General features: G+C 73.2%; 13 protein-coding genes. 7 read left to right on the plus strand and 6 right to left on the minus strand.

The window, feature by feature from the left end:
- The first annotated feature begins 39 nt into the window (after window positions 1-39).
- Window positions 40-906 carry a serine hydrolase gene (locus GA0070621_RS14885; RefSeq protein ID WP_091195911.1) on the plus strand — a complete coding sequence of 289 codons (867 nt, stop codon included), beginning with the start codon at window positions 40-42 and terminating at the stop codon, window positions 904-906.
- Window positions 907-940: 34 nt separating this feature from the next.
- Here GA0070621_RS14885 and GA0070621_RS14890 read toward each other — a convergent pair whose 3' ends face one another.
- Window positions 941-1,738 carry a tyrosine-protein phosphatase gene (locus GA0070621_RS14890; protein ID WP_091195912.1) on the minus strand — a complete coding sequence of 266 codons (798 nt, stop codon included), beginning with the start codon at window positions 1,736-1,738 and terminating at the stop codon, window positions 941-943.
- A gap of 44 nt (window positions 1,739-1,782) precedes the next feature.
- Between GA0070621_RS14890 and GA0070621_RS14895 the strand changes: the two genes are divergently transcribed.
- Window positions 1,783-2,880 carry a mandelate racemase/muconate lactonizing enzyme family protein gene (locus GA0070621_RS14895; RefSeq protein ID WP_091195915.1) on the plus strand — a complete coding sequence of 366 codons (1,098 nt, stop codon included), beginning with the start codon at window positions 1,783-1,785 and terminating at the stop codon, window positions 2,878-2,880.
- A 44-nt stretch (window positions 2,881-2,924) separates the two neighbouring features.
- Window positions 2,925-3,854: a C40 family peptidase gene (locus GA0070621_RS14900; RefSeq protein ID WP_167666926.1), complete on the plus strand. Its 930-nt coding sequence runs from the start codon at window positions 2,925-2,927 to the stop codon at window positions 3,852-3,854.
- Window positions 3,855-3,912: 58 nt separating this feature from the next.
- Here the strand turns inward: GA0070621_RS14900 and GA0070621_RS14905 are convergent, their stop codons facing one another.
- Window positions 3,913-4,911, minus strand: a complete 999-nt coding sequence (locus GA0070621_RS14905) for a TerC family protein (protein ID WP_091195918.1) — start codon at window positions 4,909-4,911, stop codon at window positions 3,913-3,915.
- Window positions 4,912-5,303: 392 nt separating this feature from the next.
- Here GA0070621_RS14905 and GA0070621_RS14910 point away from each other — a divergent pair, with 392 nt between their 5' ends.
- Entirely contained in the window at window positions 5,304-5,597 is a 294-nt protein-coding gene (locus tag GA0070621_RS14910) for an antibiotic biosynthesis monooxygenase family protein (protein WP_091195921.1), read from the plus strand.
- Window positions 5,598-5,732: 135 nt separating this feature from the next.
- Window positions 5,733-6,491 (plus strand): SDR family oxidoreductase, encoded by a 759-nt coding sequence (locus GA0070621_RS14915; protein ID WP_091195923.1) that lies wholly within the window; start codon window positions 5,733-5,735, stop codon window positions 6,489-6,491.
- Between the two features lie 75 nt (window positions 6,492-6,566).
- On the opposite strand, the gene GA0070621_RS14920 is transcribed toward GA0070621_RS14915, so the two are convergent.
- Both GA0070621_RS14920 and uvrB read right to left on the minus strand, forming a co-directional pair.
- Window positions 6,567-7,505 (minus strand): DUF5753 domain-containing protein, encoded by a 939-nt coding sequence (locus tag GA0070621_RS14920; RefSeq protein WP_091195924.1) that lies wholly within the window; start codon window positions 7,503-7,505, stop codon window positions 6,567-6,569.
- A 120-nt stretch (window positions 7,506-7,625) separates the two neighbouring features.
- Window positions 7,626-9,734, minus strand: coding sequence for an excinuclease ABC subunit UvrB (gene uvrB / locus GA0070621_RS14925; protein ID WP_091195927.1), 2,109 nt, complete (start codon window positions 9,732-9,734; stop codon window positions 7,626-7,628).
- A 477-nt stretch (window positions 9,735-10,211) separates the two neighbouring features.
- Between uvrB and GA0070621_RS14930 the strand changes: the two genes are divergently transcribed.
- On the plus strand, window positions 10,212-11,798 hold the full coding sequence (locus GA0070621_RS14930) for a hypothetical protein (RefSeq protein WP_091195931.1): 1,587 nt from the start codon (window positions 10,212-10,214) through the stop codon (window positions 11,796-11,798).
- A gap of 17 nt (window positions 11,799-11,815) precedes the next feature.
- Here GA0070621_RS14930 and coaE read toward each other — a convergent pair whose 3' ends face one another.
- Both coaE and rpsA read right to left on the minus strand, forming a co-directional pair.
- Entirely contained in the window at window positions 11,816-12,994 is a 1,179-nt protein-coding gene (gene coaE / locus GA0070621_RS14935) for a dephospho-CoA kinase (protein ID WP_091202450.1), read from the minus strand.
- A gap of 285 nt (window positions 12,995-13,279) precedes the next feature.
- Window positions 13,280-14,764 (minus strand): 30S ribosomal protein S1, encoded by a 1,485-nt coding sequence (gene rpsA / locus GA0070621_RS14940; protein WP_091195933.1) that lies wholly within the window; start codon window positions 14,762-14,764, stop codon window positions 13,280-13,282.
- A 354-nt stretch (window positions 14,765-15,118) separates the two neighbouring features.
- Here rpsA and GA0070621_RS14945 point away from each other — a divergent pair, with 354 nt between their 5' ends.
- Complete coding sequence (locus tag GA0070621_RS14945; protein WP_091195936.1) at window positions 15,119-15,919, plus strand: class I SAM-dependent methyltransferase; 801 nt, start codon at window positions 15,119-15,121, stop codon at window positions 15,917-15,919.
- The last annotated feature ends 26 nt before the right edge of the window (window positions 15,920-15,945 follow it).

A 15,945-nucleotide genomic window follows, 5' to 3' on the forward strand; every position in this document is an offset into this window, starting at 1 on the left:
GGGCCGCAGCCCCGCCGATGATCCGCTACGGTCACCGGCATGACCTGGGAGGAACTCGACGCGCATCTCGACAAGGTGCCCGGCACCGTCTCCGCGTACGTGGGACGGCTCGACGCCCGGCCCGCCTGGACGCGGCAGGCCGACGCCACCCACTACGCGGCCAGCACCATGAAGGCGGCCGTGCTGGTGGCGCTGTACCGCGCCGCCGAGTCCGGCCGGCTGGACCTGGACGCACCGATCCCGGTGCACAACGTGTTCGACTCCGCGCTGGCCGGCGCACCCCGCTACGCCAACGACCGGGACTACGACAACGACGAGGCGGTCTGGGCCCGCGTCGGCGGCACCGCGCCGCTGCGCTGGCTCGCGGAACGGATGATCATCCGATCCAGCAACCTGGCCACCAACATCGTCATCGGCCACGTCGGGCTGCCAGCGGTGGCCGAGGCGTGGGCGCTGGCCGGGGCGCGACACAGCGTCACCGGCCGGGGCATCGAGGACTACGCGGCCCGGGACGCCGGCATCGACAACCTCGTCACCGCCGCCGACCTGGCCGCCCTGCTCGGTGAACTGGCCCTCGGCGCGCGCCGCTCCGGCCCGCTGGCCGCCCCGGCCGGCTGCACGTCCATGCTGGACGTGCTGTTCGCCCAGGAACACCGGGAGGACCTCGCCGCCGGACTGCCCGACGGGACCCGGATCGCGCACAAGAACGGCTGGGTACGCGGGATCCGGCACGGCGCCGGGGTGGTCTTCCCGGCCGACGCCCCGCCGTACGCGATCGTCGTCTGCACCACCACCGACCTGGCCGACGGCGGCCCGAGCGGCGAGGAGACCGAGGACGACGCCTGCCGCCTGATCGCGAACATCTCCGCCCAGGTGTGGGCCTCCCGGCACGAGCTGGCCGACTGACCCGGCGCGGGCCGCCGACACCCCGGCGGCCCGCTCAGTCCAACAGGTTCGCGCGCAGCGCGGCGACCATCCCGTCGGTCACCCCCAACCCGTCCCGCAGGTACGCCCCGAACGAGCCGTGCACCCGCCGCACCTCGTCGTACGCGGCGTCCAGGTACTCCGGCCGCACCTCCAGCAGCGGCCGCGCGACCGCCGGATCCAGGTCCGGCCGCTGGCGGGTCATCGCCACGAGCAGCACCTCGCGCAGGCTCTCGGTCAACTCGTTGTGCCGCAGGTAGTCGGCCCGGATCACCGCCTCGTCGACGCCGAGGGCGGTGAGCAGCACCGCCGCCAGCCAGCCGGTCCGGTCCTTGCCGGCCGAGCAGTGGAACAGCAACGGCAGGCTCGCCCCGTCGGCGGCCAGCCGCACCGCCGCGCCGAACCCGGCCCGGGCCGACTCCCCGGTGACGAACCACCGGTAGATCGCGGCCATCGCCGCCGGCATCCCCTCCCGGGCCAGTTCCTCGTACGCGTCCAGGTCGTGACCGAGCAGCACCGCCGAGACGTACGTGAAGACCGGATGCGCCGGGTCGTACACGGGCAGGTGCACCACCCGCGGCTCCCCGACCAGCCGGTCCGACGGCGCGACCGCCTGCTCGGTGCCGTGCCGCAGGTCCACCACACAGGCCGGCGCCAGCTTGCCCAGCACCGGCAGGTCGTCGTCGGTGAGCCGGCCCAGCGCGGCGGTGCGGATCAGCCGGCCCGGGCGTACCCGCCGCCCGTCCGCTGTGGGCAGGCCGCCCAGGTCACGGGCGTTCGGCGCGCCCACCAGTTCCCAGTCCCGTGCCGCCATCGGCCCTCCCCGGTCCTCGGCCACCTCTTTATAGAGTGCAGCACATGACCATCGCCGCGGTACGCACCCATCGGCTTTCCGCCCCCTTACACACCCCGTTCGTCACCGCGCTGCGCCGAACGACCACGGTGGACACCCTGGTCGTCGAGGTGGTCGACGCCGACGGGCGGTCCGGGTTCGGCGAGGCGCCGCAGGTCTGGCAGGTCACCGGAGCGTCCATCGCCGGTGCCGAGGCGTGCGTCCGGGACCTCCTCGCGCCCGCGTTGACCGGGCGGGACGCCGACGACCTCCAGGCCCGCTGCGCCGAGGTACGCCGCACGGTGGTCGGCAACGAGTCCGCCAAGGCGGCCGTCGACGTCGCCCTGCACGACCTGGCCGCGCGCCGGCTCGGCGTACCCCTGGTCCGGCTGCTCGGCGGCACGGCGCTGCGGGTCCCGACGGACGTCACCCTGGCCGCCGGCGACGCGGTGGACCTGGCCGCCGCCGCGAAGCAGCGCCGGCACGAGGGCTTCACCGTGCTCAAGCTGAAGGTGGGCACCGACGCCCGGGGCGACCTCGACCGGGTACGCGCGGTCCGCGCCGCGGTCGGCCCGGACGTCCGCATCCGGCTGGACGCCAACCAGGGCTGGACGCCGCGCGAGGCGGTCCGGGTCATCCGTGGCATCGAGGACGCCGGGCTCGACGTCGAACTGGTCGAGCAGCCGGTGCACCGCCGCGACCTGGACGGTCTCGCCTGGGTCAGCGACCGGGTCGACCTGCCGATCCTCGCCGACGAGTCGGTCTTCGACGTCCGCGAACTGGTCGAGGTGATCCGCCGGCGGGCGGCCGACATGGTGAACGTCAAACTGGCCAAGTGCGGCGGACTGCACCCCGCGCGGACGCTGCTCGACCTGGCCGCCGCCCACGGGATGGGCACCATCGTCGGCTCCATGATGGAGAGCCCGGTGGGCGTGGGCGCCGCAGCCAGCCTGGTCGCCGCGTACGGCACCAGCGCCGTCTCCGACCTGGACGCCGCGTGGTGGCTGGCCTGGTCGCCGGTGCACGGCGGGATCCGGTACGACGGCGCGAGCGTCCTGCTGCCGGACGCGCCCGGCCTCGGCATCTCGCACATGAGTGAAGCTAAGGTTCAGTCCCGCGGTTGAGGGTTGGTGAATTTTTTCATAGGGTCGCCACAGAGGGGCGCGAGATGGGGGTGGACGTGGAGCTGCAACCCGGCCGCGAGGCCGTCGTCCGGGTCCCGGTGGCGACCCTCTGGGCCGCCCCGGAGACGGTCCGCCCCGTCGACCGCCCCGCCCTGGCCGACCCGCCGGACATCGCCGCCTGGATCGGCGGCATGGACCGCGACCAGCAGGTCGGCGACTGCGTGCTCAGCCAACTGCTGCTCGGCGAACAGGTGCTCGTCACCGAGGTGCGCGACGACGGCTGGACGCACGTGATCGCCCTGGACCAGCCGGCCGGCAAGCTCGACTGGCGCGGCTACCCCGGCTGGCTGCCCACCGCCCAGCTCGCCGCCGCGCCGCAGGCCGGCCCGTCGACCACCCCGCTGGTGGTCGACGCCATGCGCACCGCGCTGCGGGCCGCCCCGGACGGTCCGGTGGCGCTGCCCGCCGTGGTCTTCGGCACCCGGCTCGCCCCGGCCGGCCGGCCCGTCGACGGGTGGCGGCCGGTCCAGGTGCCCGGCCGGGCCGACCCGCTCTGGGCCCCCGAGGGCGACCTCGTACCGCTGCCGGCCGAACGGCCGGAGGCCAAGGAGGTGCTCGCCGCCGCCGAGCGGCTGCGCGACCTGGTCTACCTCTGGGGCGGCGTCTCCAGCCACGGGATCGACTGCTCCGGGCTGGTGCACCTGGCCTGGCGGCGGTACGCGGTGACGCTGCCCCGCGACGCCGACGACCAGGCCGAGGCGACCACTCCCCTGGCGCTGGGTGAGGAACGCCCCGGCGACCTCTACTTCTTCGCCCGCCCGGGTCGTCGGATCCACCACGTCGGCATCGTCAGCAGCGAGCCGCACGGGGAGGTCCGGCGGATGTTGCACGCCTGCTATCTCCAGCGCCGGGTGGTGGAAGAGCGGCTTCCCCCCGACCGGGAGGCGACGCTGGTCGGCGCCCACCGCGTCTGAGCCGTACCCGGCAGGGGGCGCGCTCCCGGGCGCGGGGACGCCCCCCGCGCCCGCCCGGTCAGCGCCGGGCTCGGGCCAGCTCGCGGCGCCGGTCCCGGGCCGACTTGAACAGGCTCGCCGCGGTGGCGATCGACAGCGTGCCGAGGATGACGGCCAGCGAGAGCCAGATCGGGATGTGCGGCGCCCAGGCCACCGGCTTACCGTCGTTGACGAACGGCAGGTTGTTCTCGGCCAGGGCCTCCAACATCAGCTTCACGCCGATGAAGCCGAGCACCACGGAGAGTCCGTAGCTGAGGTAGATCAGCCGGTCCAGCAGCCCGCCGAGCAGGAAGTAGAGCTGCCGGAGCCCCATCAGCGCGAACACGTTCGCGGTGAAGACCAGGTACGCCTCCTGGGTGATGCCGAAGATCGCCGGAATCGAGTCGAGGGCGAAGATCAGGTCGGTGGTGCCGATGGCGATCATCACGATCAGCATCGGGGTGAACAGCCGCCGCCCGTTCTCGCGGGTGGTCAGCCGCGCGCCGTCGAAGTTCCGGGACAGCGGCAGCGCCTTGCGGCTCCACCGGATCAGCACGTTCTCGCTGAACTCGTCGTCGACCGGCTCGCCCTGCCGGGCCAGGTTGATCGCGGTGTAGATCAGGAACCCGCCGAAGAGGTAGAAGACCCAGGAGAACTGGGCGAGCAGGGCGGCGCCGGCGGCGATGAAGCCACCCCGCATGACCAACGCGAGCAGGATGCCGATGAGCAGCACCTTCTGCTGGTACGGCCGGGGCACCGCGAAGCGGCCCATGATGATCACGAAGACGAAGAGGTTGTCCACCGACAGGCTGTACTCGGTGAGCCAGCCGGTGTAGAACTGGCCGGCGATGCTGGGCCCGGCGGTGAGCCAGAGCCCGCCGCCGAAGAGCAGGGCCAGCCCGACGTAGAAGGTGACCCAGAGGCTCGACTCACGGACGCTGGGCTCGTGCGGACGCCGACCGATGATGAAGAGGTCGGCGAGCAGGACTGCGGTCAACGCGACGAGGGTCCCCGCCCACACCCATGCGGACACGTTCAATTCCATCCTCCGGCAGACACGCAGCGTCGGGCACACCGTACGCCGAGTGAGGGGCCGGGGTGCGTCTACGCTGACTCTGGTGACTGTCGGAGGTCTCTTCCGCCAACGACCCGGGCTGGGCCGCTGACCGACGGAGCCGGGTCGTAACACCGGGGGTCGGCGCTCTTCCGTGCTGACGACTCCGTCGCGGGGGAATACTCCCCTCCGGGCGCCATTCTTCACCATCGAACCCGCGCCGCGCATCTCCGGGGGCCAGGATTGCTGAGGGAATCACGTTCCGGTGTGCCGTGGAGCGCGCCGCGCAGTGCGTCCTAGGAGGCTAGGTGCTGTTCGGGGACCGGGCCGACCCCCGGGGCGTACGGACCGGGGGCCGGCGTGGGAGGCTTTCGCGCATGGTTCTTGAGGTCGCGCTGATCGACGTGACGCCCGGACATGAGGACGCCTTCGCCGCCGCGTACGCGCAGGCGTACCCGATCCTCAGCGGCACCGACGGCTGCCGCTCGGTGCGGATGACCCGGGGCGTGGAGTCACCGTCCCGGTTCGTGCTGCTGGTCGAGTGGGACTCGGTCGAGGCGCACGACGTCAACTTCCGGCAGAGCGAGCGGTTCCAGCAGTGGCGGGGGCTGATCGGCCCGCACTTCGCCAACCCGCCGCTGGTCGAGCACTTCGTCGACGTGCCGGCCTGAGCTGTCGTACCTCTCGCATAGCCTGCGCGCGACGCGCCGGCCACCGGTCCCGACGGCAATCGGGGGCGCCGGGCCCGGTGGCCGCGCGACGATATTCCGTTGCGTGCCCGGCCCACAGGCGATTGGCTGCGGTGCATGGATCGGGTGGCCCTGGTGACCGGCGTCAGCCGGCGGATCGGCATCGGCGCGGCGGTGGCCCGCGCCCTCGCGGCGGACGGGTGGCGGCTGCTGCTGACCGGCCTGCCCGGTTACGACGACGCCCAGCCGTACGGCGGCGACCCGGACGGGGTGCCGGCGCTGCTGGCCGAACTCGGCGGCGACGTGCCCTACCTGCCGGTCGACCTGCTGGACCCGTCCGCTCCGGCCGAACTGGTCGCCGAGACGGTACGCCGGCACGGGCGCCTGGACGCGGTGGTGGCGGTGCACGCCTACTCCACCTCGACCCCGCTGGGCGGGCTCGACGCCGCCGAGATCGACCGGCACCTGCTGGTCAACGTCCGGGCGACGCTGCTGCTCGCGGAGGCGTTCTCGGCCGCCTACGTAGGCGGGGACGGTGGCCGGCTGGTGCTCTTCTCCAGCGGCCAGCGGCTCGGCCCGATGCCGGACGAGCTGGCGTACGCGGCCAGCAAGGCCGCCGTGGAGAACCTCGTGGTCCAGCTCTCCCCACTGCTGATGGCCAAGGGCATCACGGTCAACTGCGTCAACCCCGGGCCGACCGACACCGGCTACGCCGACCCGGAGCGGCTGGCCGGGGTGGCCCGCCGCTTCCCCGGCGGCCACTGGGGCACGCCGGAGGACGCCGCCCGGCTGGTCCGTTTCCTCTGCTCGCCCGACGCCGGCTGGATCACCGGTCAGGTCATCGACTCCGAGGGCGGCTTCCAGCGGCACGGCTGACCGCCCTCGGCGAGAGCGGAGGACGGCTACCCGCGGCACGGCTGACCGCCCGCCGCGAGAGCCGCGCCCGGTCGCTCAGTGCGGCTCGGAAACCGCAGCGTCGCGCGGCTCGGGGAGCGGAGGGTCACGCGGCTCGCGCGGGCGGGGCACGAGTGCCGACCCGAGCCGGCGCGCCAGCAGCTCCGCCGTCTCCTCCGCCGGCAGCGCCGCCGCCAGCAGCCACTCGACCAGCCGCTCGTACCGGGCGACGTCGGCCTCGGCGACCAGCCGCAGGTCGGTGGTGAGGGTCTCCACCAGCACCGTCCGGGGATCGGCCGGATCCGGGTACGCGTAGTAGGAGAAGGCGGTCAGCGGGTGGACACCCCCGTGCGGGACGGCGTCCCGCGACAGCAGCCGGATCGTGACGTGCGGCCGGTCGGCCAGGGCGACCAGGTGCCGCAACTGGTCCCGCCAGGCGTCGGCCGGCACACCGCCCGGCTCGCATACCCGCTCGTCGAGCAGGGCGATGTAGTGGGGCGGGTCAGACCGGCGCAGTGCCTCCTGACGCACCGCGCGGCCCCGTACGTCGGCCTCCACGTCCACGTCATCGTGCAGCAGCGCCCCGGCGGCGACCCGCAGCCGGGCGTACGCCGGGGTCTGGAGCAGCCCGGGCACGACCGCGGGTTGGTATTCGACGATCCGGGCGGCGCCCGCCTCCAACTCCGCGTACGCCCGTTGCCGCTCCCCCATCTCGCCCAGCGCCCGGGACCAGCCCCGACCGGTGGCGGCGTCCCGGGCAATGACGATCAACTCGTCCCGCTGGCCGGGCGGCACCTCGTAGACGTCGAGCAGGTCGAGCACGTCGGCCAGGTCCGGCCGGCTCTGACCCAGCTCGATGCGGGACAGCTTGGACGTGGACGCCCAGCCGAGCCGGCCACAGACCTGCTCCAGGGTGAGCGCCTGCCGGCGTCGCAGCCGGCGCAGCTCCGCGCCGAGCCGCGCTCGCCGGACGACAGGACTTGTTGACAACGGCATGCGAGCCTCCCATCGAGGGAGACTACGCATCAACAATCACGGACGGCAATACTTTGATTGCGCAGTGCGATCGATGCGGCGAGGTCATCACCTGTCTTCCCGGCACCCCTGGACCCCCCGTCACTTCACGCCGGCGACGTCCATCCCGCGCAGTTCCTTCTTGAGGTCGGCGATCTCGTCCCGGATCCGGGCCGCCAGCTCGAACTGCAGTTCCCGCGCGGCGGCGAGCATCTGCTCGTTGAGCTCCTGGATGAGGTTGGCCAGGTCGGCCCGGGCCATCCCCTCCCGCGACGGCGTGGCGGCGCCACCCCGGCCGCGGCTGCGGGTCTCCTTGACCGGGGCCTTGCCGCGGGACAACTGGCGGGCGGCCCCGCCGACCCGGGTGTTCTCGGTGTCCTCCGCCTCGCGGTAGATGTCGTCCAGGATGTCGTGGATCTTCTTGCGCAGCGGCTCCGGGCTGATCCCGTGCGCCTCGTTGTGCGCGATCTGCTTGGCCCGACGCCGGTTGGTCTCGTCGATCGCGTCCGCCATCGACGGCGTGATCTTGTCGGCGTACATGTGGACCTGGCCGGAGACGTTACGCGCGGCCCGACCGATGGTCTGGATCAGCGACCGGCCGCTGCGCAGGAAACCCTCCTTGTCGGCGTCGAGGATGGCCACCAGGGAGACCTCGGGCAGGTCGAGACCCTCCCGCAGCAGGTTGATGCCGACCAGCACGTCATAGTCGCCCTTGCGCAGCTCGCGCAGCAGCTCCACCCGACGCAGCGTGTCGACCTCGGAGTGCAGGTAGCGCACCCGGATGCCGTTCTCCAGGAGGTAGTCCGACAGGTCCTCGGCCATCTTCTTCGTCAGGGTGGTGACCAGCACCCGCTCGTCCCGCTCGGTACGCAGCTTGATCTCGTGCATCAGGTCGTCGATCTGCCCCTTGGTGGGCTTCACGACGACCTCGGGGTCGACCAGGCCGGTGGGACGGATCACCTGCTCGACGAACTCGCCCTGGGCCTGTTCCAGCTCCCACGGGCCGGGGGTGGCGGAGAGGAAGACCATCTGGCCGACCCGCTCCAGGTATTCGTCGAAGCGCAGCGGCCGGTTGTCGGCCGCGCTGGGCAGCCGGAAGCCGTGGTCGATCAGCATTCGCTTGCGGGAGGCGTCGCCCTCGTACATGCCGCCGATCTGCGGGATCGTCACGTGCGACTCGTCGACCACGGTGAGGAAGTCGTCGGGGAAGTAGTCGAGCAGGCAGTGCGGCGGGCTGCCGGGCAGCCGGCCGTCGATGTGCATGGAGTAGTTCTCGATGCCGGAGCAGAAACCGACCTGCCGCATCATCTCGATGTCGTACGTGGTGCGCATCCGCAGCCGCTGCGCCTCCAGCAGCTTGCCCTGCCGCTCCAGCTCGGCCAGCCGCTCGCCCAGCTCGGTCTCGATGTCGCGGATCGCCCGCTCCATCCGCTCCGGGCCGGCCGCGTAGTGCGTGGCCGGGAAGATCATCAACTGGTCGACCTCGCGGACCACGTCGCCGGTGAGCGGGTTGAGGTAGTAGAGCTTCTCGATCTCGTCACCGAAGAGCTCGATCCGGACGGCCAGCTCCTCGTACGCCGGGATGACCTCCAGCGTGTCGCCCCGGACCCGGAAGGTGCCCCGCTGGAACGCCATGTCGTTACGGGTGTACTGGATGTCGACCAGCCGGCGCAGCAGCTGGTCACGGTCGAGCTCCTGGCCGACCGCGACCCGGACCGCGCGGTCCAGGTATTCCTCCGGGGTGCCCAGGCCGTAGATCGCCGAGACGGTCGCCACCACGATGACGTCGCGCCGGGTGAGCAGCGACATGGTCGCCGAGTGCCGCAGCCGCTCGACCTCCTCGTTGATCGAGGAATCCTTCTCGATGTAGGTGTCGGTCTGCGGAATGTACGCCTCGGGCTGGTAGTAGTCGTAGTACGAGACGAAATACTCCACCGCGTTGCGCGGGAGCAGCTCGCCGAACTCCTTGGCGAGCTGGGCGGCGAGGGTCTTGTTGGGCGCGAGCACCAGGGTCGGCCGCTGCAACCGCTCGACCAGCCACGCCGTGGTGGCGCTCTTGCCGGTGCCGGTCGCGCCGAGCAGCACCGTGTTACGGTCGCCACGCCGCACGCGACGCTCCAGCTCGTCGATGGCTGCCGGCTGGTCACCGGCCGGCTGGAACTCGCTGACGACCTGGAAGCGGCCTTCGAGCCGGGGAATGTCGAGCGCCATGGCCTCAACGGTACGCCCGGCGTACGACAGTTCCGGCGGACCGCCGCAAGTCCGAGACCTGCTTCGATATTCCCATTGTGTGCCCCAACTCACCCGGCTACGCTCCTACCGTAGGCCGCTCGCGGCGGCCGACCGGGCCGGTGGCCGCCCTTCCAGGGCCGGCCGCCCCCGGCACGGACGGTCGCAGCACCCGGGACGACCGGCGTGCGCACCGCGTGGTCGCGCTGGAGGCGCAGACCGGCCGCCGCGAGCGCCCTGCTCGTCACCCAATCCCCGCAGCCGCGTTCTCCACTTGTGGAGACCTCTCGCGGACGGTGGTTCCGACGCGTCCAGCCACCGAAGTACGGAGGCCCGGCCGTCACAAGGCCTGAGAGTGCGGCCGCGCCGCCCGGGAGCCCCACCGCCGCAGAGCCGGAGAACCCCACCACGTCACCCGAGGACCCCGCCGCCGCGCCACCGGCCCCTTCGGCCGGTGCCGTGCCACGCGAACCCGGTCGCGGCCACCGGCGCTCCCGCCCCACCACCGGGGCTCCGGCCGGGACCACCCGGGGCCGGCGGCGGGCCGACCGGGACGCCGACGGACCACCGGACGGGACCCGTACCGAAGCGGCACCGCCGGACGACCACGACCCGGATGACGGCGACGTCGCACCGCGGCGGCCGACCCGGCGGCGCGCCACCCTCGTCGCGCTCGGGGTGACCGCCGTCGTCTCGGCGGCGGCCCTGGTCGCCGGGCTGCCGGACTGGTCACCCCCACCGACCGACCCGGCCCGGACGCTCACCGCGGCGGAGGCCGACCGGCTGGCGGCGATGCGGGTCACCAACCAGCGGGACGTCCGCGCCGGGGTGCGGGTCACCATCGGTACGGGCCGAGCCGCCGCCGAGCTGGTGGGTTGGGTCGACTGGGCCCGGCCGCTGGTCTACCTCAGCGTGCGCGGGCCGGACGTGGGCACCGAGCAGGGCCTGGTCCAGGCCACCCGGTCGGCGATGGTGGTCCGGCCCGACCCGGCCGCGGCGTCCGCCCCGCCGCCGCTGGTGCCCCCGGCCGACCGCTGGCGGTTGCGGGAGCCGCCCGCCGGGCGCGGCGTGGCCGCCGTACGCGACCTGCTCCTCGGACTGACCGCGGAGCGGACCGACGCCGTGCCCGCGACGGCCCGCTGGGTGGGCCGGGACACCGTGGACGGCAGTCCGGTCGACATCGTGGAGACACCCCTGCCCGCGCCCCCGTCCGATCCCGCCGCGGACGCCGAGGCCACCGCCGGCCCCGACTCGGGCACCCCGGACACCGACGACCCGACCGACGGCGCCGCGCCGGGCCGGCCGCCCCGCCTCTGGCTCGACCAGGACGCCCGGCTGCACCGGCTGCGGGGGTGGCTGCCGGACGGTGTCCCGGTCACCGTCGAGCTGGCCCGCACCGACCGGCCCGTGCTCCGCCCGGTGGACGCGCTCGGCGGTCCACCCGGCCTGCCCCGCGCACTCGCCGACGCCGAGGCGGACCGGCTCGCCCAACTGTCCACCCGGCTACGGGCCGCCGGGGGTGCCACGCTGACCCTGACCGCCCCGGCCGGCCCCGCCGCCAACCTGCGGGCCGCCGGCTGGGTGAGCTGGGCGGCGGCCTCGGCGTACCTGGCCGTGGGTGAGGCCGACACCCCCGGGCGCCGGACCCTGCTGCGGTGCCGCCCGGGGCGGGTGGCCCGGGTGGAGGTGCCGGCGGACGGCACGCCGGCCGAGGTCCCCGCCGCACCGCCGCTACCGCCACCGGCCGGGCTGGCCTGGCCGGCCGCCCGGCCGCCCGGCGACGACGCCCTGGACCGGCTGCTGGAGACGGCGCTGCGCGCCGGTGGGACCGCGGTGCCGGCCGGATCGGCGGTACGGCTGCGCGACGACCGGGTGGCCGGCCGCGTCGTGGACGTCGTCGAGGTCCCGGACGGACGGACGGCCCTGCGCTACTGGATCGACCGGGGCGGCCTGCTACGCCGGCTGGAGCTGCGGACCGGACGGAAGGTCTGGGCGCAGCTCGACCTCACCCCGGGCCGGGTGCCGGCGCTGCCCACCGCCGCCTGACCGGGCAACGGGCCCGGTCAGGGCCGCCAGCCGGTCCGTGCGGCCCACTCCTCCGCGCGCAGGTGTTCCTCGTCGAACCAGGGTTCCTTGCGGGCGCAGTACGTGTCGACGTCCTGGCTGGAGGCCGCCAGTTCCCGCTTGAGCCGCAGGTACGCGGCCCGCTGATCCGCGTCGGCGCGCAGGTGGTCACGCGTGAGCAGCGCGTACCGCCAGCCGGGCGAGCCGGCCTCCCGCAGGTGCAGGTGCACCGGGCGGGCCGGATCGGCGCTGCCGTGCAACCGTTTCTCCCACCGGCCGCCGCCCGGCGGGCGCGGGTTGTCCCACCAGTCGCCGGGCAGTCGCGGGAACCCGGCGTCGGCGAGCCGCTGGGCGAGCGGGCCGTCCGCCTCCGCCAGCGACGGCACGCTGAGCTGGATGTCGATGACGTCCTTCGCGGCCAGCCCGGGTACGGCGGTGGAACCGATGTGGTCCACGCGCAGGTCGGAGCCGACCGCGTGCCGGATCCGGGCGGCCAGCCGGGCGTACTGCCGGGGCCAGGTCGGGTCGGGGTCGGTGAGCACCAGCCGCTCCGGCCGGACCGCGCGGCGCTCGCGGACGTTGCGTTCGTAGGGCACCAGGCGGTCGCGCCAGAGCGCGTCCACCGCCGCGTGCAGTTCGTCCCGCGTGCCGTCGTTGGTGAGCAGCACGTCGGCGGCCGCGTCCCGGCGGGCGTCGTCGGCCTGCGCGGCGATCCGCCGCTCGGCCTCCGCGCGGTCCATGCCGCGGTCGCGCGCCAGCCGCTCCACCCGGGTACGCATCGCCGTCCGCACCACGAGCACCAGGTGGTACGTCGGCGCGAGCCCCACCTCGACCAGCAGCGGCACGTCGTTGACCACGATCGCGTCCACGGGCGCGGCGGCGGTCAGCTCCACGGTCCGCGCCCGGACCCGGGGATGGGTGATCGCCTCCAACCGGCGGCGGGCCGCCTGGTCGGCGAAGACGACGGAGCCCAACGCCGCCCGGTCGAGGGCACCGTGCGAATCGAGCACCCGGTCGGAGAAGGCGGCGACGATCTCGGCCAGCCCTTCGCTGCCCGGGGCGACCACCTCGCGGGCGATCCGGTCCGAGTCGATGACCACCGCGCCGAGCCCGGCCAGCCGGCTAGCCACCGCGCTCTTGCCGGACCCGATGCCCCCGGTCAGTCCCACCATCAGCACCGGACCAGTCAACAGGATCACCGGCCGCACGCCAAACCAGCCGCGGGACCTGTCGCCGGGGGCGATGCCCGCCATGATCGACCCGCGTGCGTCCCGTCACCGGGACAGCCCCACCTGCCGCACGCCGAATCGATCAAGAGCAGGCGCGGTGCCGGCGGCGGGCGTGCCTGACCGGAGATACGCGAGGGCCCCGCCCCCGGCAATCCGGTGAACCGGATCGCGGGGGCGGGGCCCGTCGTCGTTCAGCGACGGCGTCAAACGCGCCGAGCTGGCGTTGTCACCGGGTCACTTGCCGCCGGCGAGCTTCTCCCGCAGCGCGGCGAGCGCCTCGTCGGTGGCCAGGGTGCCGGCCGGCTCCTCGGCCTGACGGCTCGGGGCCGAGGTCGAGGTGGTGGTGCCGGACACGGCCGGAGCCGGGTTGGCAGCGGCCTCGGCGTCGGCGGCCCGGGAGGTCTGCACCTGCTTGGTGTGGGCCTCCCAGCGCTGACGCGCCTCGGCGTACTGGTTCTCCCAGGTCTCGCGCTGCTTGTCGTAGCCCTCGAGCCACTCGCCCGTCTCCGGGTCGAAGCCCTCCGGGTAGATGTAGTTGCCCTGCTCGTCGTAGGTCGCGGCCATGCCGTAGAGGGTCGGGTCGAAGTGCTCCTCGCCCTCGACGAAGCCCTCGTTGGCCTGCTTGAGCGACAGCGAGATCCGGCGACGCTCCAGGTCGATGTCGATGACCTTGACCATGACCTCGGAGCCGACCTGGACGACCTGCTCCGGGATCTCCACGTGGCGCTCGGCCAGCTCGGAGATGTGGACCAGACCCTCGATGCCGTCGTCCACCCGGACGAAGGCGCCGAACGGCACCAGCTTGGTGACCTTACCCGGCACGATCTGCTGGATCGCGTGGGTACGGGCGAACTGACGCCACGGGTCCTCCTGGGTCGCCTTCAGCGACAGCGAGACCCGCTCGCGGTCCAGGTCGACGTCCAGGACCTCGACCTCGACCTCCTGGCCGACCTCGACGACCTCGGACGGGTGGTCGATGTGCTTCCAGGACAGCTCGGAGACGTGCACCAGGCCGTCCACGCCGCCCAGGTCGACGAACGCGCCGAAGTTGACGATCGAGGACACGACGCCCTTGCGGACCTGGCCCTTCTGCAGCTTGTTGAGGAACTCGGTGCGCACCTCGGACTGCGTCTGCTCCAGCCACGCCCGGCGGGACAGGACCACGTTGTTACGGTTCTTGTCCAGCTCGATGATCTTGGCCTCGAGCTCCCGGCCGACGTACGGCTGCAGGTCACGCACCCGCCGCATCTCCACCAGCGAGGCGGGCAGGAAGCCGCGCAGGCCGATGTCGAGGATGAGACCACCCTTGACGACCTCGATGACCGAACCGCGGACGACGCCGTCCTCGTCCTTGATCTTCTCGATCGTGCCCCAAGCCCGCTCGTACTGCGCCCGCTTCTTCGAGAGGATCAGGCGACCCTCCTTGTCCTCCTTCTGGAGGACAAGGGCCTCGATGTGGTCACCGACCGAAACCACCTCGGCCGGGTCCACGTCGTGCTTGATCGACAGCTCGCGAGAGGGGATCACGCCCTCGGTCTTGTAGCCGATGTCGAGCAGGACCTCGTCCCGATCGACCTTGACGACGGTGCCTTCGACAATGTCGCCGTCGTTGAAGTACTTGATGGTCTCATCGATCGCGGCGAGGAAAGCTTCCTCGGAGCCGATGTCGTCGATGGTGACCTTGTTGGCGCTCGAGGTGGCCTCGATGCTGCTCGTCATGTGGGCGGTTGCTCCGGTCGGATGGGTTGTCACAGCAGGCGTGGGCGTCGCGGTGACCTGTCCGCGCCAGCGGATCCGTCGCCGGGCACACCGAACGATCGCCGTCAGAAGATCATTAGTGGCTCCGGTGACCGCGCACCTGCTCCCTGCCGAGGCACACGATCCGCGAGCGCATCCTCTAGCCTACCCGCTGCATTACCACAGCGTGCAAGCCCTCCCGGGTCCTCGCGACCTCGCCAGCTGCGAAAGCGGAGATTTTGCGCGGTAAGGTGCCACGGCTGTCTCGTCCGTCACATCTTCCCCACCCGTCACACCGCTGGCGGCAGCGCGCCGGGCTGAGGCTAGCGTGAACGCGTGGATGACAGGGTGACCCGACGCCGGGTGGGAGCCGCCGAGGTCCGCCGGGCCAACCGCGGCTGGTGGGACACCGACGCCGACGACTATCAGGCCGAGCACGGGGCGTTCCTGGGCGAGGTGGACTTCGTCTGGTGTCCCGAGGGGCTGCGCGAGGCCGATGCCCGACTGCTCGGTGAGGTGGCCGGCCGCCGGATTCTCGAACTCGGCTGCGGGGCGGCGGCCGCCGCCCGCTGGCTGGCCAGCCAGGGGGCCCGGCCGGTCGCCCTGGACCTCTCCGCCGGCATGCTGCGGCACGCCGCGGCCGCCGCCGACCGCACCGGCGTACGCGTGCCGCTGGTGCAGGCCGACGCGCTCGCCCTGCCCTTCGCCGACGCCGCGTTCGACACCGTCTGCACGGCGTTCGGCGCGATCCCGTTCGTGGACGACTCGGCGGCGGTGATGCGGGAGGTGTCCCGGGTGCTGCGGCCCGGGGGCCGCTGGGTCTTCTCGGTCACCCACCCGATGCGCTGGATCTTCCTCGACGACCCCGGGGAGGGCGGACTCACCGCGGTGCACTCGTACTTCGACCGCGCCCCGTACGTGGAGCAGGACGAGCACGGGGTGGCCACGTACGTCGAGCAGCACCGCACCCTCGGCGACCGGATCCGCGAGCTGGTCGGGGCCGGGTTCCGGCTGCTGGACCTGGTGGAGCCGGAGTGGCCGGCGGGCCACGAGGGCGTCTGGGGTCAGTGGAGCCCGCTGCGCGGCCGGCTCTTCCCCGGCACGGCGATCTTCGTCGCGGAGAAGCCGGCCGGATGAGCCGGCCGGAGGAGCCTCAAGCCGTC

It is taken from the genome of Micromonospora narathiwatensis, assembly GCF_900089605.1.
GTDB classification, from domain to species: Bacteria; Actinomycetota; Actinomycetes; order Mycobacteriales; family Micromonosporaceae; genus Micromonospora; species Micromonospora narathiwatensis.

Coding starts and splice junctions, on each gene's coding strand:
- GA0070621_RS14920 (WP_091195924.1), bottom strand. CDS start 7,505: ATGCCGTTGTCAACAAGTCCTGTCGTCCGGCGAGCGCGGCTCGGCGCG.
- rpsA (WP_091195933.1), bottom strand. CDS start 14,764: ATGACGAGCAGCATCGAGGCCACCTCGAGCGCCAACAAGGTCACCATC.
- GA0070621_RS14900 (WP_167666926.1), top strand. CDS start 2,925: ATGGGGGTGGACGTGGAGCTGCAACCCGGCCGCGAGGCCGTCGTCCGG.
- GA0070621_RS14915 (WP_091195923.1), top strand. CDS start 5,733: ATGGATCGGGTGGCCCTGGTGACCGGCGTCAGCCGGCGGATCGGCATC.
- GA0070621_RS14890 (WP_091195912.1), bottom strand. CDS start 1,738: ATGGCGGCACGGGACTGGGAACTGGTGGGCGCGCCGAACGCCCGTGAC.
- GA0070621_RS14910 (WP_091195921.1), top strand. CDS start 5,304: ATGGTTCTTGAGGTCGCGCTGATCGACGTGACGCCCGGACATGAGGAC.
- GA0070621_RS14895 (WP_091195915.1), top strand. CDS start 1,783: ATGACCATCGCCGCGGTACGCACCCATCGGCTTTCCGCCCCCTTACAC.
- GA0070621_RS14885 (WP_091195911.1), top strand. CDS start 40: ATGACCTGGGAGGAACTCGACGCGCATCTCGACAAGGTGCCCGGCACC.
- uvrB (WP_091195927.1), bottom strand. CDS start 9,734: ATGGCGCTCGACATTCCCCGGCTCGAAGGCCGCTTCCAGGTCGTCAGC.